This is a genomic window from Streptomyces sp. NPDC111520 (genome assembly GCF_055635295.1).
Genome location: NZ_JBVKBW010000004.1, coordinates 88,581 through 109,193, shown reverse-complemented (window position 1 = coordinate 109,193; position 20,613 = coordinate 88,581). Strand labels below are relative to the sequence as shown.

The window sequence follows — 20,613 nt, the reverse complement described above, 5'->3', positions numbered from 1 at the left end:
GGCGACCGGCCGCACGACCCGCACCGCCCTCACCACGAGGGCCGGGACCGGGCCGGCCGCACAACGCGGTACGACCAGCCGTCGCGGGCGTCGTCGCTGCTCAGCGGGGTGGTGGTGACGGATGTTCACATTGCGCATTCCGGATCAACACCCGTTTCACGGCGATGCGACACCGACGGCACATCAACTGAACGGCGACCACCACCCCAACAGGGAAAGAAGTCAGCACGTGCCGTTCCCCCTCCAGCCCGCCGCCCCGGGTCCGCGTTCCGCGGTCCGCCGGGGTGCCGCGGCGCTCGCCCTGGCCACCGCGCTCAGCATCGGCGCCGGGATGATGACGACCGCCCAGGCGTTCTCGCCCGAACAGCTCGCGTCCGCGTCCGCGGGCACGACCAAGCCGGGCGGCTCCGGCCGTGGGCTCATCCCGAGCACCCCGGGCGAGTCGATCGTCACCCGCGAGACCCGCACCCCGGTCGCACCCGGGCTGAACCTCACCCGCTTCGACCGCTTCGAGGCCGGCGGCTGGGTCCGGGGGCAGGTGCTCGTCGCGGACCTCGCCGAGGACCGGCTGAGCGTCGACTACATATCCTCCGGCACGGTCACCGGGAAGTCCCGGGTGACCGAGCAGGCCGCACGCACAGGAGCCGTGGCCGCCGTCAACGGCGACTACTTCGACATGAACGACACCGAGGCCCCGATCGGCGCCGCGGTGTCCCGCGCGGACGGCCTGGTCAACTCGCCCACCGAGGGCCGCGACCAGACGGTCGCCATCGGCACGGACGGCCTCGGCCGGCTCGCCCAGGTGTTCCTGGAGGGCGACGTCACGATCGGCGGCACCCGGCACCTGAAGCTGTCCGGGGTCAACTCCCCCGTCCTGGCAGCCGGCGGCATCGGGCTCTTCACCGACCAGTGGGGCGTCTCCCCGCGCACCAAGCCGGTCAGCGGCGCCGACCGGGTCACCGAAGTGCTGCTGCGCGACGGCAAGGTCACCGAGGTGCACTCCTCCGTCAGCTCCGGCCCGGTCCCCGCCGGCACCAGCGTGCTGCTGGGCCGTGAGGCCGGTGCCGACGCCCTCGCCGGACTCGCGCCGGGCGACGCCGTCACCGTCGCCTACAAGCCGCGCGCCGACTTCGGCGACGTGGCGGTCGCCGTGGGCGGCGGCCAGGTCCTCGTCGCGGACGGCACCGTCAAGCACTTCACCGACGGCGACACCGTCACGGCCACGTCCCGCACGAGCGTCGGCTTCTCCGCCGACGGCCGCACCATGTACCTGGTCGCCATCGACGGCAAGCAGACCGACAGCCGCGGCATGGACCTCAACGAACTCGGCGCCTTCATGAAGGGCCTCGGCGCGCGCAACGCCCTGAACATGGACGGCGGGGGTTCCACCACCATGGCCGCCCGGCTGCCGGGCGAGAGCACCACGGGCCTGGTCAGCAGCCCGTCGGACGGGTCGGAGCGCCAGGTCGCCAACGGCCTCGGGCTGTTCGCGGCGCCCGGCTCCGGCAAGGTCCACGGTTTCCGTGTGCTGCCCGCGCTCACCGCCGACGGTTCGGACAAGGTCTTCCCGGGCCTGCACCGCACCGTGCGGGCGCTCGCCCACGACGAGACGTACGCGCCGGTGCCCGCCGGACGGGTGCGGTGGCACGGCGACGGACGGCTGGACGTCCGCGCCGGCCGGGACGGCTCCGCCGTCGTCACCGGCAAGCGCTCCGGCACCGGCCGGGTGGAGGCCTCCTCCGGCCACCGGGCCACGGGTTCCGCGGAGCTGACCGTGCTCGCCCCCGCCGTCCGCATCGCCCCAGGCAGCAGCCTGGTGGCCCTGGACGGGCTGGACGACACCGCCCACCTGACCGTGACCGGTTACGACGCGCTCGGCGACTCCGCCCCGATCGACGCGTCCGACGTCGAGGTCACCGGCGGCGAGGGGGTCGTCTCGGTGTCGCCCGCGGACGACGCGACGTTCACCGTGCGCGGTCTGACCGACGGCGCGTCCGCCACCCTGCACCTGACGGTCGGGAAGATGACCACCGACGTCGCGGTCACCGTGGGCCTGGCCGAGAAGTCCTTCGCGGACCTGTCGGACGCGGCCTCCTGGACCTCGGCGAACGACCGGGCCCCCGGCGGCTCCGTCGCCCCGGCCGAGGGCCACGACGGCGCCCCCGGCCTCAAGCTGACGTACGACTTCACCCAGTCCACCGCCACCCGAGGCCAGTACGCCGTGCCGCCGCAGCAGATCCAGCTGCCCGGCCAGCCGCAGGCCGTGACCATGTGGATCAACGGTGACGGCAACGGCGAGTGGCCGCGGCTGCAGTACCGCACGGGCGCCGGCGTGACGGCGAACCTGGACGGCCCCACCATCACCTGGACCGGCTGGCGCAAGGTCGAGTTCCCGGTGCCCGTGGGCACGCCCTACCCGCTCACGTTCCAGCGGGTGCGGCTGCTGGAGACCAGCGCCGCCCGTTCCTACAAGGGCGCGGTCACCGTCAGCGACCTGCGGGTCAAGGTCGCGCCCGACGTCGAGCTGCCCGTGCGGCCCCGGGTCGAGGACCCGGTGGTCGTGACCAACGGCACCGTCGACGGCCGTCCGCTGCGGGTCGCCGTCATGTCCGACGCGCAGTTCGTCGCCCGTGACCCCGGCAGCCCGCTGGTCGCCGCGGCCCGCCGGACCCTGGAGGAGATCGCGAAGGCCGAGCCCGACCTGCTGGTCATCAACGGCGACCTCGTCGACGAGGGCTCCCCGGCCGACTTCGCGCTCGCCCGCACGCTGCTCGACGAGTTCGACGCCCGCACCAAGGGCACCGTCCCGTGGCACTACGTGCCGGGCAACCACGAGGTGATGGGCCCCGGGAACACCTCCAACTTCACGGCGGCCTTCGGTGACACGACGTCGGTCTTCGACGTCGAGGGCACCCGCTTCATCACCCTGGACTCCTCCAGCGGCACCCTGCGCGGCGGCGGCTTCGCCCAGCTCCAGATGCTGCACGACCAGTTGCGCGACGCGGCCGCCGACCGTTCCGTCAGCGGTGTCGTGGTCTTCGAGCACCACCCGACCGAGGACCCGCTGCCGGACAAGGCCAGCCAGCTCGGCGACCGCAAGGAGGCCGCCCTGGTCGAGCAGTGGCTCGCCGACTTCCGCGCCGAGGGCCACAAGTCCGCGGCGTTCGTCGCCGGTCATGTCGGCGCCTTCTCCGCGGCGCAGGTCGACGGCGTCCCGTACCTGGTGAACGGCAACTCCGGCAAGAACCCGGCGAGCACGCCCGACAACGGCGGCTTCACCGGCTGGACGATGCTGGGCATCGACCCGCGCCACGGCCGGGTCGCCGACCCGTTCGACGTCCCCTCCGGCGACTCCGGGACCTGGCTGCGCGCCGAGGTGCACGCCCGCACCGACGCGGTGGACATGGTCGCCCCGGCCACCCTGACCCTCGGCGGCCTGGGCCACGCCTCGGCGACGGTCACCCAGGACGGCACCCGTACCGTCCCGGTGGCCTGGCCGGTCGGCGCCACCTGGTCCGGCAGCCGGGTCGACGTGGCCGGTGCCGGCGGCGACGACCACGGGCACGGCCACGGGCAGCACGACAAGGCGCCCGTCGTCGCGTACGACCCCGCCACCGGGGCGCTCAAGGCGCTGCGCACCGGCACCGCGGTGCTCCGCGTGACCGTCAACGGCGTGACCGCCGAGCGCACGATCGAGGTACGCCGCGGCTGAGCACCGGCCCTACGGCACCCGGCCCCGGCCCTTCCGGGCGCACCCCGCACGGGGCAGCGCCCGGGAGGGCCGTGCCGCGTCCGGTCCCGTTCCCGTTCCCGTTCCCGTTCCCGTTCCCGCCGGGCGGGCTATTCCCGGGATGGGGGGACGCTTTTCTCCCCTTTTCGCCGTATGACCGGCATGTCACGGTGAAGTCACGTCGAAGCCGCACCGGACCGAGGAGCAGGGAAGGCCACCATGACCGCCACCGGAGACCGCCACCCCATGACCACCGAGGTCCGCGAGGACGCCGGCCGCACGGGCCGCGACCGGTGGTTCGTGGGCCTGCGCTTCCGCACCGCCCGCGGCTCCGTGGGACGGCAGTTCTTCGTCGTCGGCGAGGCCGGCGACGCCGAGGACGCGGTGGCGATCGCGATGGAACGGGCCTCGCTCCCCCGCGCTCGCGGCGCGCGCGATGAAGACGCCGAGATCGACGGCGTCGAGGTGCGCCGCCTGCGGTGGAACCCGCTGGGGTGGGTCCACCTCGCCCGCCCGGGCGTCTGAACCGCGGCGGGTACGACACGGCGGCGCCTCCGGCACGACAGGGGGAGGCGCCGCCGAGTGGGCGAACGGCGCACCCGCGACCCGAGGGTCCGAGCGGGTGCGCCGTCGGCGTGGGATCAGCCCTGCAGACCGCGGTTCAGCGCGGCGGTGAGCTTGATGACGCGCTCGGTCTGGATGCGGGCGGCGGTGCGGGTGGTGTCGTTCACCGGGTTGGCGCCCTGGGCGTCCACGTGGGAGGTGCCGTAGGGGTTGCCGTCGACGAACTTGGCGGGGTCGGTGTAACCGGGGGTCACGACGATGCCGCCGAAGTGGTGGATGGAGTTGTACAGGGCGAGGAGGGTCGACTCCTGGCCACCGTGGGAGGTGGCGGTGGAGACGAAGCCGCTGTAGACCTTGTCGGCCAGCTTGCCCTGCGCCCACAGGCCACCGAGGGTGTCGATGAACTGCTTGAGCTGCGATGACATGTTGCCGAAGCGGGTCGGGGTGCCGAAGATCACGGCGTCGGCCCACTCGACGTCGGCCGGGGTGGCCACGGGGACGTCGGCGGTGGCGGCGTGGTTGGCGGCCCAGGCGGGGTTGGAGTCGATCGCCGCCTGCGGGGCGAGCTCCGCGGCCTTGAGCAGGCGGACCTCGGCGCCCGCCTTCTCCGCGGTCTCGGCCATCTCCTTCGCGATCTCGGTGATGGTGCCGGTGGAGGAGTAGTACACGATCGCGAGCTTGATCGACAAGGTGGTTCCTTTCAGGGAGGACCTCCCCCGCTGTTCGGGGTCGCGCGGTCCAGGGACACCGCGGCCCGTGGGGGCGGGCCGCGCTTCACTGGTTGAAGAATAAACAACATGAAGGCACCTCTGTCCACCGGCACCCGTGCGACGAATGTCACCCCGCCCGGAGGTCACCGGCCACGCGTCGTGCGTTACGCGCGAACGCGGCCGCCTCCGGGCCCGGTTCGCGCCCCGCCCAGGCCAGGGCCAGCGCCGTCGGGGGCAGGTCCGCCACCGCCACCGCGACGACGTCCCGGGTCAGCCGGTCCGCCGCGGTCGAGCCCACGACCGTGACGAGCCGGCCGAGCGCCACCCGGTCGACGATCTCGTCGAGGCCGGCCGGCGGGCACGCCTCCCGGTAGGCGGGGTCCTCGCGCAGGTCGGCGGTGGTCACCTCCGGGCGACCGGCGAGCCGGTGGTCCCGGGGCAGCAGCGCGACGGGAAGCTCCTCGGCCACCTCGACCGCGCCCAGGCCGGTCAGGTCGTCGGTGCCGACGCACAGCAGCGCCAGATCGGCCGTGCCGTCACGCAGGGCGCCCACCCGGTCGTAGGTGAAGACGAGTTCGGGGGCCGCGCCGTCGTAGGACCGGATCAGTTCCGCCAGCAGGCCCGAGCCCGTACCAGGCCGGACCGCCAGGACGAGCCGCGCGGGGCCGGCCGCCCGCCGGGCACGGTCCACCGCCCCGTCCAGCTCGCGCAGCAGCCGCCGGCAGTCCTCGAGGAAGACCTCGCCGGCGGGCGTGAGCCCGACACGGCGACTGGTCCTCTCCAGCAGCACGACGCCCATGCGCCGCTCCAGGCGGGCGATCGCCCGCGACAGCGGCGGCTGCGCGATGCCCAGCCGGTCCGCCGCACGACTGAAGTGCAGCTCCTCGGCCACCGTCACGAAGTACTCGAGCTCACGCGTCTCCAGTCGATCCATACCCCCAGAGTATCGCCGCATGTCAGAAGCGTCATGGCGCCCGCGCACCGCCCTTGGAAGCCGTCGCGGAGAGCGGTGAGCCCTGTGCACGGACGACGCCGTCGTCCGGATCTACGCCCGCACCGGTACCGGCGTCCACGTCCCGTCGGCGGGCCGCTGGTCGGCGGCGCGGCCGTGGCGTACGCGGTCGCCCCCTCCATGGCCCCGCACCCGCCGGGCGGCGGCCGCCGGCGCCGTTTGAAGTTGTCGGCCGTTCTTGGTTCCATCTCGTCGGGCGGGGGTGGACTGCAGGAATGGATGCTCTGGTGGAGAACGACGCACCGCTCGCGTGGGTCGGGGTGGACACGGTGGCGGAGCGGGCCTACCGCCTCCTGCTGTCCCGCGACAGCACGACCGTCGACGACGTGGTGGCGGCCCTCGGCGTGACGGCGGACGAGGGGCTGGCCGTCCTCGAACGGCTGCACCACGCGGGCCTGATGAGCCGTCGCTCCTCGGGGGAGTTCTTCACGGTGGACCCCCGGCACGCCCTGCGCGCGCTGGTCGAGTCGCGGGAGCGCCAGCTGGCCGCCGTGCGCGAGGCGGCCGGCCCGCTGGGGGCGCTGTTCGACGCGGCGAGGAAGGCCGGCGACGGCGGTCCCGGAACCGGCGTGATCAGTGGCCTCGAAGCCGTCGGGGACCGCTACTACCGGCTCAAGCAGACCGCGCGCACCGAACTGTGCGCCCTCGACCGCCCGCCCTTCCTGCTCGCCCCGAACGAGCCCCTGGACGAGGCGGCGGTGCGCCGCGGGGTGCGGGTGCGCGCCGTCTACGCCGCCGCCAGCTTCGAGGCCGACGGCGGGTGGCAGCAGCTGGGCAGCCTCGTGTCGCGCGGCGAGGAGGCCAGGGTCGTGCCCGCGCTGCCGCTCAAGCTCGCGATGGCCGACCGTTCCGCCGCGATGGTGTCGCTGAGCCTGTCGGTCGGGTCCGCGGAGTACCTGTACACCGAATCCCCGCCCCTGCTCGCGGCCTTGGGCGAGTTCTTCGAGAACTACTGGGCCGTCGCCTCCCCGTTGACGGGGGAACCCACGGCGGGCGGCCCGCCCGCGGCGGTGCCCGAGGCGCCGGAGGACGGGACGGACCGGTCGCAGCGGCCGACCGACGAGGAACGGAACCTGCTCGCGCTCTTCGCGGCCGGCGTGAAGGACGAGGCGATCGCCCGCCAGCTCGGCATCTCGCCGCGGACGCTCCGCCGCAGGATCCAGGACCTGTTCACCGAGCTCGGAGCGACCAACCGGTTCGGCGCCGGCGTCGCCGCGGCCCGCCGCAACTGGATCTGACCGCCCCCGAGCACCGCACCCCGACCCCGGCCGGCCGGCGGGCGACCGCGCGCGGCGCCCCACGAGGAACGGCACCTGCCCGCGCTCGCGGCCGCCGGCGTGAAGGACGAGGCGATCGCCCGCCAACTCGGAATCGGAGCCACCAACCGCTTCGGCGCCGGCGCCGCCGCGGCCCGCCGCAACTGGATCCGACCGCTCCCCGGCATCCACCCCGACCGCGTGCGCGGCCGCACCCGGTACACCGAACCGCCCCGGCGCAGACAGCGTGCCGGGCATGATGCCGTCGAGCTCGGCGGCGCCCCGCTCGTGCAGTACACGGCGCGGCACCACCACGAGGCGCCCCCTCCGGGCGACCCGGCAGGGGGCCGGGGCCGCGCCGGCGTTCCGCGCCCAGGGCCTCCCTCCGGTGCGGCGCACCCACCGGGCGACGGGACGGCGTCCTCGACAGGTACGACCCGCTGCGGCCAGGTCCGTGATCCGGGGCCGCAGACCGAACTGTGCGCCCTGGACCGCCCGCCGTTCTTCCTGCCCGCCCCGAACGAGCCCTGGACGAGGCGATGGTAAGCCGCGGGGGCCGCGGCCGCATCGGCGTGCCGCGCACAAAGCTTCCCTCCGGTGCGGCCACCGACCAGGGCGGCTGGACGGCGAATTCGAGGCGGGCGCCTCGCTCCGTACGACCCGCACGGCCCGGTCCGTGATCCGCGGCCGGCCGCAATCCCCGCCGGGGTCGCGCGGCGACGCGCCGCGAAGTGGTGGCCCCTTCTGGTCACTGGCCGGTTTCGGCAGCGCCGGACGTTGGTCACCAAAGGATCACCCCGGCTAGAACTAGTGTGCGCCCGAACGGCGCGTCACTCGGCCGGGAACCCGGCCACCCCCCTGACGAAGGAGCTTTGGTGGCACCACCTGCCCATCCTCCTGCGCGCCGGTCGGCGATACCGCGGTCCCTTGCCGCCCTCGTCGCAGGCGTCAGCCTGACGGTCCTCAGCGCAGCCGGCCCGGCACCGGCGTTCGCGGCACCGGTCCCCACGCCACCCGCCGTCCCGGCGCCGTTCGCGGCGGACGGTCCGGGGTCCGGCGAACAGCCGTCCGCCGGGCGGTACATCGTCACCCTGCGCGAGCCGGCCGCGGCGACGTACACCGGCGGTGTGGCCGGCAAGGCCCGCACGGCACCCCGCGACGGCGAGGGCCTGAAGGCCGGCTCGGCCTCGGTGAAGGCCTACCGCACCTACCTGCGCGGGCGTCAGGACGACGCCGCCCGCACCGTGGGCACCCGCGTGATCTCGTCCTACTCGGCGGCGCTCAACGGCTTCACCGCCGAGCTCCAGCCGCGGCAGGTCGAGGAACTGCGGACCGATCCCACGGTGGTGTCGGTCGTCAAGGACGACCTGCGCAAGCCGCTGGCCGCGGTCAACTCCACGGACTACCTGGGGCTCAGCGGCACGAACGGGGTCTGGGCCGCCAACGGCGGCGCCGCCGGCGCCGGCAAGGGCGTGGTCGTCGGCGTCGTCGACACCGGCATCGCCCCGGAGAACCCCTCGTTCGCCGGTGCCCCGCTCGGTACGAAGGCGGGGCAGGAACCGTACCTGGACGGCTCCGTCGTCACCTACCGCAAGTCGGACGGCGGGACCTTCACCGGCGCCTGCACCGCGGGCGTCCAGTTCACGGCCGCGGACTGCTCCACCAAGCTGGTCTCCGCGCGCTACTTCGTCGACAACTTCGGCACCGGTCACATCGGCGGCCCCTCGGTCGGCGAGTACCTCTCGCCGCGCGACGGCGAGGCGCACGGCTCGCACACCGCCAGTACGGCGGCGGGCGCGGGCGACGTCGACGCCGACCTCGGCGGCGTGCCGATGGGCAAGATCTCCGGTGTGGCGCCGGCGGCCAAGGTCGCGGCCTACAAGGCCTGCTGGAGCGGTCCCGACGCGAAGGACACCACGGACGACGGCTGCGCCACCGGCGACCTGCTGGCGGCGATCGACGCGGCGGTGGCCGACAACGTCGACGTCATCAACTACTCGATCGGTTCGGCCGACGGTGCCCGCACCACCGACTCGGTCGTGGACGAGGCGTTCCGCAACGCCGCCGCGAGCGGCATCTTCGTCGCCACGGCGGGCGGCAACTCCGGCCCCGGCGACAGCACGGTCGACAACGCCTCGCCGTGGATCACCACCGCGGCGGCGAGCACCATGCCGACCCGCGAGGCCACCGTGGAACTCGGCGACGGCGGGAACGTGCTCGGCGCGTCCGTCTCGCTCCCGGCGGACGGCCGCAAGGTGTCCGGCCCGCTGGTGGCCGCGTCGGGCGCCGGCACCGACATCTCCGTCCGGCCGCAACTGTGCGGTCCCGACAGCCTGGACGGCGCCAAGGTCAAGGGCGCGATCGTGCTGTGCGAGCGCGGCACGTACGACCGGGCGGCCAAGTCGGCGGAGGTCAAGCGCGCGGGCGGCATCGGCATGGTCCTGGTGAACCCCTCACCGGACTCCACGGACCTCGACGCCCACACCGTCCCCGCCGTCGCGGTCGACGCGGACGGCTACGACACGCTGGTCTCGTACGCCGGCACCGAGGCGCCGAAGGCGACCCTGGTGGACGGCAACCCGCACCGGCTGGCGTCGGCGGCGGTCCCGCAGATCGCCGGGTTCTCCTCGCGCGGCCCGGTCCAGGCCGACGGCGGCGACCTGATCAAGCCCGACCTCGCCGCGCCGGGCGTGTCCGTCCTCGCCGACGGCGCCAACGCGGCCGGCGGGCGGCCGAGCTTCGCCTTCATGTCCGGCACGTCGATGGCCTCCCCGCACGTGGCCGGTCTCGGCGCGCTCTACCTGGGCCTGCACCCGCAGGCCACCCCGGCCGAGATCAAGTCCGCGCTGATGACCACCACCCGGCCCACCGTGACGGCGGCGGGCGAGGCGTCGGCGGACGTCTTCGCGCAGGGCAACGGCCAGGTGGACGCGACCCGTTACCTGCACCCCGGGCTGCTCTACCTGAACGGCCCCGACGACTGGGCCCGGTACGTGGCCGCCGTGAAGGGCGACCCCACGGCTCCCGCGCCGTCCGACCTCAACCTGGCGTCGATCGGCGTGGGTTCGCTGGCCGGCCGGCAGACCGTGACCCGCACCGTCACCTCCACCGGGCCCGGCACCTTCACCGCCGACCCGGTGTCGATCCCCGGCGTGGACACGGTCGTCGAACCGCGGTCGCTGACCTTCACCGAGGCGGGGCAGTCCCGTACGTTCAAGGTGACGTTCACCCGCACCACCGCCCCGCTGGGCGAGTACGCGACGGGGTACCTGACCTGGCGCGGCGGCGAGCAGAGCGTGCGCAGCGCGCTCGCCGTGCGTCCCGTGACCCTGGTGGCGCCCACGGCGGCCGCCGCGTCGGGCAGCACAGGCCGGACCACCGTGACCCTCAAGGGCGGTGAGGACCGCGACGTCCCGCTGGACCTCACCGGGCTCTCCCGGGGCCTGCGGGTCCAGGGCTCGGGCACCGTCGGTGGCCCCGCGCGGACCCATGTCGTGGAGGTGCCGGCAGGGACGGAGCACGCCCGCTTCGCCCTCGACGCCGCCGACGACGCGGCCGACCTCGACCTGTCGGTGTACAAGCTCAACAAGTACGGGGACACCGCGCTGGTCGACCGGGCGGCCACCGATTCCGCCGACGAGCAACTGGACCTGGAGGACCCCGAGCCCGGTCTGTACGAGGTCGAGGTGGACTTCTTCGCCGGGTCCGGACCGCTCGACTTCACCGTGACCAGCTTCGCCCTGGGCGACAAGGGCGCCGAGGGATCGCTGACGGCGCAGCCCGCCACGGCGGCCCTGCGGGCGGGCGGCACCACCCCGGTCACGCTGTCGTGGAAGGGCCTGCGGGCCGGAGCGGTCTACCTCGGCCGCGTCACGTACGGCGACACCGGACGGACCACCTACCTGACCGTCACCGGTGATCCGCGGGGTGGTCCGCCCAGCGGCACCCCGGGCTCCCGGCCCACGGTCGCCGTGCAGCCTGCCTACGCCGTGCCGGGCCAGTCCGCCGTCGTCGTGGCGACCGGTCTGAACCCCGCCGTCGACTTCCAGATCAGGGTGAAGGGTTCCGGCCGGGTCCTGGCGAGCGGACGCACCACCGACGACGGAGGTGTGGGCCGTCTGGTCACCCTGCCGTCCGACATCGCCACCGGGAGGCAGACCCTGGAGGTCAGGTACGGCAACCGGAGCGCGGGCGGTTCCTTCACCGTCGCCAAGCTGGTCCTCGGTGACGCCGAGCACTCCGACGCCCACGCCTTCGACGGCAACCCGCTGGCCGCGATGACCACCGCGATCCGCGGCAAGGGCACGGTGCGTGTCACCGTCCGCGGCAAGTCCGGCACGTACCTGAGCCGGACCCTCGCCGTCGACGCGGGCGACCTGGGCTGGTACGCCTGGAAGTCCGAGCCGGTGGAGACCAGGCCGGAGAAGCTCACCGCCACGCTCGCCGTGGTCGCCGGCCACGGCCGCCCCGGGCAGAGCACGACGCTGTCCTGGACGCCCACCGCCGTCAAGGCGAGCGGCGCCTCGATCACCGAGGTCCGCGGCACCGCCCACACGGCACAGGTGAGTTACACCAACAACTCGGACGTTCCGGTCTTCCCGACGCTGCGCTACAAGCTGACCAGTGGTGACGTGGTCCTCGCCACGCTGCAGGCCGATCCGGAGGACACGTTCACCCGCTCCTACGACACGACCGGGGTGGACCGCCTCGACCTCGTGATCGACGGGACGACCGTGGCCACGTACCGGAACAAGGACCGCGCCGGGCTCACCGGCCGGCCCGCGATGGTGGAACCGTTCTACGCGACCTTCCAGCGCGGCACCTCGGCGCAGCACCACGGCGGTCCCGCGCCGCTGAGGATGACGGTGACCAACCGCCCCGCGGCGTACAGCGGGGGCTTCGCCCTGACGGTCGGCGAGGGTCCGGAGATCTACGCGGGCTCCTCGCTCCTCCTCGACGAGCGCATCCCCGTCACGCGCAGCGCGCAGGAGGGCGCACCGGTCTCCCGGACCGTCACGGTGCCCGCCGGACGGCCGCTGTGGGCGACCGCGTACTACGAGGTCCAGGGTCCGATCTTCCAGGCCCTCGCGGTGCGCAGGATCATCGTGCCGCCGGTGGACGCGGACGACCTGCAGCCGGTGCGCGGCTCCGGTACCCGGCCGCCGTTCGTCGTGGACGCCATGCCCGGGGAGGCGGCCGCGGGTTCCACCGCGTCCGTGACCGCGGCGGGCCTGTCGCCCCGTGAGAGCTTCACGGTGCGGCTCGACGGCCGGGTCGTCGGTTCCGGCCGCGCGACGGCGCAGGGCTTCGCCCACGCGTTCGTCCCGGTCCCGCACGGTCACGGCGGGACGCTGACGGTACGGGTGACCGGTACCGGGGCGGGTCGTTCCGGCGAGACCGCGCTCGCGGTCACCGGCTGACCGTCCGAGGTCACCGGCCTACCGTCCGGCCCGGTCGGCGCGTCCCTCCCCAGGGGCGCGCCGGCCGGGCCGCATCCGTCCGCCCACGGGCGTCGTGACGCACGTGCCCTCAGGCTCCCGGCCCGGCCGGTTCCCGCTCCCCGGGCCGCAGACTCCCCCGGTTCGCCAGCCGGAAGAGGAGCGCGATGGAGGGGAAGATCAGGAGCCCGGCCACCACGGCGACGCCGATCGTCACGGCCAGCGTGGCCTGCGGGGCCGCCGCCGCGTCGATCTCCAGATGGGTGCCGAGCAGGTACGGGAACTGGGCGACGCCCCAGCCGAGCACCACCAGTGCGACCGCCGACGCGGCGATCCCGCGCAGGAACCTCGTCCGCTCCCGCCACACCATGACCACGGTCGCGACCCCGCAGAGCGCGGCCAGCAGCACCAGGGGCAGGGCGCCGTCGCTCAGCCGGCGGAACAGGTGCGGGGAGTCGTGACGCAGGACGAAGACACCGGCGATGCTGACGGCTCCGGTCACCAGGGCGGCGAGCAGGGCCCGGCCGCGGAAGTGCCGCTGCAGGCCGTCGTCGCGCTGCTGACGGGCGGCCACGTACAGGTAGGTGGCGGCCAGGTAGGCGCAGACGAGCACGGCCAGCACGCCGCCGAGCACCGAGGTGGGGTTCAGCCAGCTGGTGACCGCGTCCCCGTTGCCCGCCGTGGGCACACGCCCGGAGGCGATGCCTCCGGCGATCGACCCGAAGCAGTACGGCGTCAGGACGGACGACGCGGCGAACACCACGCCGTACAGGCGCTGTTCCGGGGTGCGCAGCGAGACCTTGCGGAAGGCGAAGCCGGCGCCGCGCAGCACGATGCCGAGGACGGCGATGCCCAGCGGGAAGTAGAGGGTCGTGGTGATGGCGGTGAACGCGACGGGGAACCCCGACCACAGGAAGACCAGGCAGTAGACGAGCCAGGTGTGGTTGGCCTCCCAGACGGGGCCGACGGTGGTGTCGATCAGGTGCCGGGGGCGTCTGCCCCGCTCGGCACCGCCCGCCGTGAGGTCCCAGAAGCCGGCGCCGAAGTCCGCGCCGCCGAAGAGGCAGTAGGCGATGACGCCGAGGAAGAGGAAGGCGGCGACGGCGTCCGGCATCACCGCTCCGTCCCGGCGCGGGTGCCGACGGGTTCCGGGCCGGTGCGGGGGCCGTAGGGGACGTCGACGCTGTCGTCGCCCTCGGCCTGCCAGCGGCGCTTCATCGACAGCAGGACCGTCACCGCGCCGGTGCCCACGGCCGCGTAGATGACGACGACCGACCCGAAGAACGGCCACAGGTTGCCCTGGGTGGTCACCGCGTCCCGGGTGAGGAGGTGGCCGACGACGGTCCAGGGTTGCCGGCCCACCTCCGTGACGATCCATCCGCTCTCCAGGCAGGCCACGGCGGCCAGGCCGCTGACGGCGCAGCAGCGCAGGAACCAGCGCTGCCGTTCCAGCGGACGCCGCCGCCACCAGAGCCAGGCGAACCACAGCGCGAGGGCCAGCAGGGCGAAGGTGAGTCCCACCATGACGTCGAAGGCGAGGTGGACGGTGCTGACGAGCCGGTCCGAGGGGCGCACGTCCGCGGGGATCGCGTCGAGCCCCTTGATCTCGGTGGAGGGACGGAAACCGGCCAGCAGGGAGGCCATGTCCGGCACGGGGATCCCGTACCGGACCTTCCCGTCGACCAGCACCCCGCCGAGCGTCTCGGGGACGTGCGTGCCGGTCTCGGGCAGCAGCTCGACCGCGGCGAACTTGGCGGGCTCGGCCTGGTAGACGTACCGGGCGATGGTGTCCCCCACCAGGGCCTGCAGCGGGAGCGCGACGGCGGCGGTGACGAACCCGATGAGGAACCCGGTGCGGTGGTAACGGGAGGTGCGGCCGCGCAGCATGCCGGCCGCGTAGACGCTCGCCACCGCGAACCCCGCGACGATGTAGGCGGCGAGCAGCATGTGCAGGAACTCCCACCCGAAGGCCCCGTTGAAGAAGACCTCCGCCGGCCGGACGGCCACGATCCTCCCGTCGCGCGACGTGAAGCCGCCGGGCTGGTTCATCCAGCTGTTGGCGGCGATGACCGCGGCGGCGCCCCCGATGCTCGACAGCGCCACCGGTACGCCCGTCCAGAAGTGCGCCCACGGCGAGAGCCGGTCCCAGCCGTAGATGTAGAGGGATACGAAGATCGCCTCCAGGAAGAAGAACAGCCCCTCGATGGCGAACGGGAAGCCGAACGCCGGGCCGTAGTCGCGCATCAGCCCGGGCCAGAGGATGCCGAGCTCGAAGGAGAGGACGGTGCCGGTGATCGCGCCCACGGCGAAGAGCACCGCCGCCACCTTCGACCAGCGCCGCGCGAGCCGCATCGCGTCGGCGTCCCCGCGGCGCAGACCGCGGTGGTTCGCGATCAGCATCAGCGTGGTGAGGGCGACGCCGAACGGCACCAGGATGATGTGGAAGCCCAGGGTGAAGGCCATCTGCTGACGGGCCGGCAGCAGCTGCGCCGGATCACCCGCCGCCCCGGGAACCTGCGCCAGCAGGTCCCAGGCGCCGGTCACCGTCCGCACCGCCGGCCGGCGGGGGGCCTGCGGCCCGGACCGCTCGCGTTCGCCACCGTCATCACATCGACCACGACCCTTTCGCGACAGGACGATCACCTTAGGTCACGAGGGTCGGTATGGGCGGTAATGCGGCCTGCGGGCGGAGGCCGATGACCCGTTCGGTGGTCGCCGGCCCGTGGCGCCGGGCCGGCCGGTCCGGGGCGGAGCGCCCGGCGGTCAGCGGGTGCGCGCGGGCGGGCGCAGCTCCCCCGCACCGTACGGGTGCGGGTGCGGTCGCCCCCGAGGCGTCCAAGGGCGGTGGAACCGGCCGACTCGCCCACGGGAAGCCGGCGAACTCTTCGCGGCGCGCGTACCGCCCGGCGTCCGCCCGCGATCAGGTACCCGGCCGGTTTCCAACGTTGAACACGTTCCGGTTCCGCACGACGGCAGCACACCCACCCCCAACGACGCCCTTGTCAGGGGCACTTCATTCCTGCCGCCCGGCCCCCGCGACCCCCTTCCGTTCAGCTCCCGCAAGAGCGCGAAGGCCTTCGCACGCCGTTTGCACATCACCTGACGGCCCGTCGACGGGCTTCGACGCGAGGTCTGGACACGGCAGCGGGGCCCTGCTTTCATGCTCTCCGCGCCGATAATTTCCAACGTTGTAAGACCACGTTCCCGGCGCGCAGCGCTCTTGGTTCCAGGCACCGCACACTCCTGACCCGCAACTTTCCCGTCAAGGCGTCGAAGACTCCCACGGAAGGTGCACCATGAGTCCTGGCCGACGACGTACCAACCGCTTTGCTCGCTTCACCGCCCTGGTGGCGCTCCTCCTCGGGGCGGCCCTGCTGACGCCGGTCACGGCGTCCGCCAGGCCCTCCGCCACGGCCGACGTCCCCGCCGGCCGCACCGCCGCCCCCGCCGACGCGGGACTGCGCGGCGACTACTACCGGATGTCCAGCGGCACCGCCCTGGACTTCGCCCGGTACACCGGCACCCGGATCGACACCTCGCTCCACGTCGACGACCTGCTGCCCACCCTGCGCGCCTACGCCGGCACCACCGACAACGTCGCGGTGCGCTGGACGGGCCGCCTGGAGGTGCCCGCCGACGGCACGTACACCTTCTACATCAAGGGCGACAACGGCTTCCGCATGTCCCTGGACGGCGCGAGCGTGATCGACCACTGGACCACCGACTGGGACGTCCAGACCACCTCGCAGCCGATCACCCTGACCGCCGGCCTGCACGAGCTGTCCTACGACTACAACCAGGGCAACGGCGGTGCCTACCTGCACACCGAGTGGGCCGGGCCGGGCTTCGACCGCCGCCCCGTACCGGACTCCGCACTGCACCTGCCGGCCGGCTTCGCCCCGGCGGACGCCGAGGCGTCGGTGGGCACCACCGGCCGCACCGCCACCGTCGAGCTGGACTCCCCCGTCACCGCCCTACCCGAGGACGCGGCCTCGCACCTGGCCCTGCTGTCCGGCGGCACGCGCTGGTCGGCCACCGTCTCCCGCGACCCGAAGCACCCCTCCCGGCTGGTCCTGAAGCCGGCCGAGGCCGACTCCCCGGTCTCGCTCAACGCCGACGTACGGATCAGCTACGACGGCCGGGGCGGCATCACCACCGCCGGCGGCGACCTCGGCCCCTTCTCGGTCGTCGCGCGCAACGACTCGACCTGGTACTTCCGGACCAGATGGGCCGAGGACGTCTCCCCGTCCCACCCGCTGCCGGACTACCCGCGGCCGCAGCTGACCCGCGAGAAGTGGAAGAACCTCAACGGGACCTGGCAGTTCCAGCCGACCGCGCAGGACACCGCCCTCCCGCAGGGCAGGCTGAGCGGCAGCATCGTCGTCCCGTACCCGATGGAGTCGGGTCTGTCGGGTGTCGCCCGGCACCACGACTGGTCGCTCTACCAGCGCACCTTCACCGTCCCCGACGACTGGCGGGTCCGTTCCGGCAACCGGCTGAAGCTCAACTTCGGCGCCGTGGACTACGAGGCCTGGGTGTACGTCAACGGCCGCGAGGTGGCCCACCACACCGGCGGCTACCAGGCGTTCAGCGCCGACGTCACCGACGCCCTGGCCGGGCGCGGCCCGCAGACCCTGCTGGTGAAGGTCCGCGACACCACCGACGACCGCTACGCGCTCGGCAAGCAGTCCCGCAACCCCAGCGGCATCTGGTACACGCCGAGTTCGGGCATCTGGCAGACCGTCTGGATGGAGCCGGTCCCCCAGGCATCGGTCGACTCCCTGGTGCTGACCCCGGACGTCGCGGACTCCTCGCTCTCCGTCACCGTACGGCCGGGCGCGGGCACCTCGCCGGGCGCGAGGGTCACCGCCACCGCGTACTCCCGTGACGGGCGCAAGGCCGGCGCGGTCACCGGTGCCGCCGGCACCGCGCTGCGGCTGCCCGTACCCCGCGCCCACCTGTGGAGCCCGGACGACCCGTACCTCTACGACCTCGAGGTCACCCTCACCGACGGCCGCGGCGGCAGGGACCGCGTCGGCTCCTACTTCGGGATGCGGTCGATCGAGGTGTCACCGGCCGGCGGCACCGAGCGGATCAAGCTCAACGGCAAGCCGGTGTTCGTGCTCGCCACCCTCGACCAGGGCTTCTGGCCCGACGGCCTCTACACCGCGCCGACCGACGAGGCCCTGAAGTACGACCTCGTGCAGCACAAGAAGCTCGGCTTCAACGCGGTCCGCAAGCACATCAAGGTCGAGCCCGCCCGCTGGTACTACTGGGCGGACAAGCTGGGGCTGATGGTGTGGCAGGACATGCCGAGCCGCGGTACGGCCGCCGCCGGCACCCCGGAGACGCAGACCTTCGTCGACCAGGTCCACCAGATCGTCGACCAGCACATCAGCACCCCGTCGGTGCTGGTGTGGACGCTGATGAACGAGGGCTGGGGCGAGTGGAGCAAGGAGGCCACCGGTGAACTCGCCGACGCCGTGAGGGAGCAGGACCCCGCACGCCTGGTGGACGCCCACTCCGGCGTCAACTGCTGCGCCTCCAAGGGAGATTCGGGCCGCGGCGACCTGATCGACTTCCACGACTACCACGGCCCGGCCAGTCCGGCCCCGGACGGCACCCGCGCCGCCGTCGACGGCGAGCACGGCGGCTACTCCTACCTCGTCCCCGGCCACATCCTGGGCACCGCGGGCGGCCAGGACTACGGGGACGCGGCCCACAGCAAGGAGGAACTGACCGCGGCCTACGTGGAGAACACGCGCAAGCTGCTGCGTCCGGCGGCCTGCGGCCTGTCGGGCTCGGTCTACACCCAGATCACCGACGTCGAGGGCGAGCTCAACGGCCTGCTCACCTACGACCGCGATGTGGTCAAGGTGATCCCGGAGCAGGTACGGGAGGTCAACCGCCAGGTCATCGCGGCCGGAGCAGCGGCGGGCGGGGCCGACCTGCCGCCCGGCACCCCCGGACCGAACGGCGTCGGCTGGTGGCCACTGCACGAGGGCTCCGGCACCGTCGCCGAGGACGTCGCCGGGGACCACGACGGCACCCTGACCGGCGGCACGAGCTGGACGACCGGCCCGAACGGCGCCGCCCTGCAGTTCGACGGACGCACCGGCTCCGTCGACACCGGCGCCGCCGTCCTGGACACCGACACCCACGACTACTCGGTGGCCGCCTGGGTCCGGCTGGACGACAAGGGGCACTTCAGCACCGCGGTGTCCGTCGACGGCGACACCAACAGCGCCTTCTACCTGCAGTACTCGCAGGCCGACCGGCGGTTCGCCTTCAGCTTCGCCGGGAGCCGGGCCCTGGCCGGCACCATCGGCGAGCCGGAGGCCGGCCGCTGGTACCACCTGGTGGGCAGCTACAGCCACCGCGAGGGCCGGCTGCGGATCTACGTGGACGGCGGCGAGGCCGGCTCGGTCCGCGGCTGCAACGCCGAAGGCCCCTCGGGCCACCTGGTGATCGGCCGCGGCAAGTACGGCGGCAACCCCGTCGACCACTGGAGCGGCGCGATCTCCGACGTACACGCCTACGACCGCGCGCTGAGCGCCGCCGAGGTGGCGTCGCTGGCGGCGGGCGAACCCGCCCCGCCGGCCGGGCGCTGACAGAGCACCGACCATGAGCGGCCCGCCCCGTCACGGGGCGGGGCGGGCCGCCTCCCGGGCCGTCCCCCGGGGCGACGGCGGCACCACCGCACCACCCCCGATCAGGTCGCACACCGCTCTTCGAGGAGTTGAACGTCCATGAGCACCTCCCGTTCCACCCGCTTCCTTGCCGTCGTGTGCCTCACCGCCGCGGCCGCCCTGACCGCCACCTCCTGCGCCAAGGAGGAGGGCTCCGGCAGCGCCTCCGCCTCCTCCTCCGAAGGCGCCCAGGTCGTGCAGTCCCCGACCGCGGCGACCGACGCCGCCGGCAGCGGCTGCACCCTGCAGACGTACGGGGCGAGCAAGATCGACCTCAAGGACGCCGTCGTCGGCTTCTCGCAGTCGGAGAAGGAGGCGAACCCCTTCCGCATCGCCGAGACCCAGTCGATCAAGGAGGAGGCGGCGAAGCTCGGGGTCAAGAAGCTGCTCACGACCAACGCGCAGTCGCAACTGCCCAAGCAGATCAGCGACATCCAGGACATGCTCGCCCAGGGCGCCCAGTTGCTGATCGTCGCGCCGCTCAACTCCGACGGCCTGGAGCCCGCGCTCCGCGCGGCGGCGGCCAAGCATGTGCCCGTCATCACCATCGACCGCAAGATCAACGCCACCGCGTGCAAGGACTACGTGGCCTTCCTCGGCTCGGACTTCGTCGAGCAGGGCAAGCGCGCCGCGGACCGGATGATCGAGGTCACGGGCGGCAAGGGCAAGGTCGCGATCCTGCTCGGAGCCTCCGGGAACAACGTCACCACCGACCGCACCAAGGGCTTCGTCGACCAGCTCAAGGCGCAGGCCCCCGGCCTGGAGATCGTCGCCCAGCAGACCGGCGAGTTCGCCCGCGACAAGGGCCAGCAGGTGATGGAGCAGCTGATCCAGGCGAACCCCGGGATCACCGCGGTCTACGCGGAGAACGACGAGATGGGCCTCGGCGCGGTCACCGCGCTCAAGGCGGCCGGGAAGAAGCCCGGCAAGGACGTCAAGATCGTGTCCATCGACGGCACGCGCAACGCCGTGCAGGCCCTGGCGAACGGCCAGTACAACGGCGTCATCGAGTCCAACCCGCGCTTCGGGCCGCTCGCCTTCGCCACCGCGCAGAAGTTCTTCGCCGGCGAGGCCATCCCCGAGGACGTGATCATCTCCGACCGCGAGTACGACGCGTCCAACGCCAAAAACTCGCTGTCCGGGGCCTACTGAGCCCCCGCGCCTGCCGCCCGGTCCTCCTCCCCGGCCGGGCGGCAGGCCCGCGCCTCCAGGCC

11 protein-coding genes are annotated in these 20,613 nt (G+C 73.5%); 7 read left to right on the top strand and 4 right to left on the bottom strand.

The features are described from left to right. The first annotated feature begins 229 nt into the window (after window positions 1-229). The gene (locus ACZ7MY_RS10950) at window positions 230-3,712 is read left to right on the top strand and encodes a phosphodiester glycosidase family protein (protein ID WP_499601040.1); all 3,483 of its coding nucleotides are present in this window, start codon (window positions 230-232) and stop codon (window positions 3,710-3,712) included. Window positions 3,713-3,949: 237 nt separating this feature from the next. Beyond that, window positions 3,950-4,255 (top strand): hypothetical protein, encoded by a 306-nt coding sequence (locus ACZ7MY_RS10945; protein WP_499601039.1) that lies wholly within the window; start codon window positions 3,950-3,952, stop codon window positions 4,253-4,255. A gap of 116 nt (window positions 4,256-4,371) precedes the next feature. Here ACZ7MY_RS10945 and wrbA read toward each other — a convergent pair whose 3' ends face one another. Then, window positions 4,372-4,983: an NAD(P)H:quinone oxidoreductase gene (wrbA, locus tag ACZ7MY_RS10940; protein WP_354794843.1), complete on the bottom strand. Its 612-nt coding sequence runs from the start codon at window positions 4,981-4,983 to the stop codon at window positions 4,372-4,374. Between the two features lie 148 nt (window positions 4,984-5,131). Then, window positions 5,132-5,938 (bottom strand): LysR family transcriptional regulator, encoded by an 807-nt coding sequence (locus ACZ7MY_RS10935; RefSeq protein ID WP_499601038.1) that lies wholly within the window; start codon window positions 5,936-5,938, stop codon window positions 5,132-5,134. 293 nt (window positions 5,939-6,231) lie between these two features. Between ACZ7MY_RS10935 and ACZ7MY_RS10930 the strand changes: the two genes are divergently transcribed. The 3 genes from ACZ7MY_RS10930 (at window position 6,232) to ACZ7MY_RS10920 (ending at window position 12,692) form a co-directional block, all read left to right on the top strand. Beyond that, window positions 6,232-7,254 carry a LuxR C-terminal-related transcriptional regulator gene (locus ACZ7MY_RS10930; RefSeq protein WP_499601037.1) on the top strand — a complete coding sequence of 341 codons (1,023 nt, stop codon included), beginning with the start codon at window positions 6,232-6,234 and terminating at the stop codon, window positions 7,252-7,254. A 99-nt stretch (window positions 7,255-7,353) separates the two neighbouring features. Then, on the top strand, window positions 7,354-7,818 hold the full coding sequence (locus ACZ7MY_RS10925) for a hypothetical protein (RefSeq protein ID WP_499601035.1): 465 nt from the start codon (window positions 7,354-7,356) through the stop codon (window positions 7,816-7,818). 329 nt (window positions 7,819-8,147) lie between these two features. Beyond that, on the top strand, window positions 8,148-12,692 hold the full coding sequence (locus tag ACZ7MY_RS10920) for a S8 family serine peptidase (RefSeq protein ID WP_499601034.1): 4,545 nt from the start codon (window positions 8,148-8,150) through the stop codon (window positions 12,690-12,692). A gap of 109 nt (window positions 12,693-12,801) precedes the next feature. On the opposite strand, the gene ACZ7MY_RS10915 is transcribed toward ACZ7MY_RS10920, so the two are convergent. After that, complete coding sequence (locus ACZ7MY_RS10915) at window positions 12,802-13,824, bottom strand: cytochrome d ubiquinol oxidase subunit II (RefSeq protein ID WP_499601033.1); 1,023 nt, start codon at window positions 13,822-13,824, stop codon at window positions 12,802-12,804. Further along, window positions 13,824-15,254, bottom strand: a complete 1,431-nt coding sequence (locus tag ACZ7MY_RS10910) for a cytochrome ubiquinol oxidase subunit I (protein WP_499601032.1) — start codon at window positions 15,252-15,254, stop codon at window positions 13,824-13,826. The genes ACZ7MY_RS10915 and ACZ7MY_RS10910 overlap by 1 nt, the downstream gene beginning before the upstream one ends. A 752-nt stretch (window positions 15,255-16,006) precedes the next feature. On the opposite strand from ACZ7MY_RS10910, the gene ACZ7MY_RS10905 reads away from it, so the two are divergent. Continuing rightward, window positions 16,007-19,321: a LamG-like jellyroll fold domain-containing protein gene (locus ACZ7MY_RS10905; protein WP_499601031.1), complete on the top strand. Its 3,315-nt coding sequence runs from the start codon at window positions 16,007-16,009 to the stop codon at window positions 19,319-19,321. A 138-nt stretch (window positions 19,322-19,459) separates the two neighbouring features. Beyond that, the gene (locus tag ACZ7MY_RS10900; RefSeq protein WP_499601030.1) at window positions 19,460-20,551 is read left to right on the top strand and encodes an ABC transporter substrate-binding protein; all 1,092 of its coding nucleotides are present in this window, start codon (window positions 19,460-19,462) and stop codon (window positions 20,549-20,551) included. Window positions 20,552-20,613 lie beyond the last annotated feature (62 nt).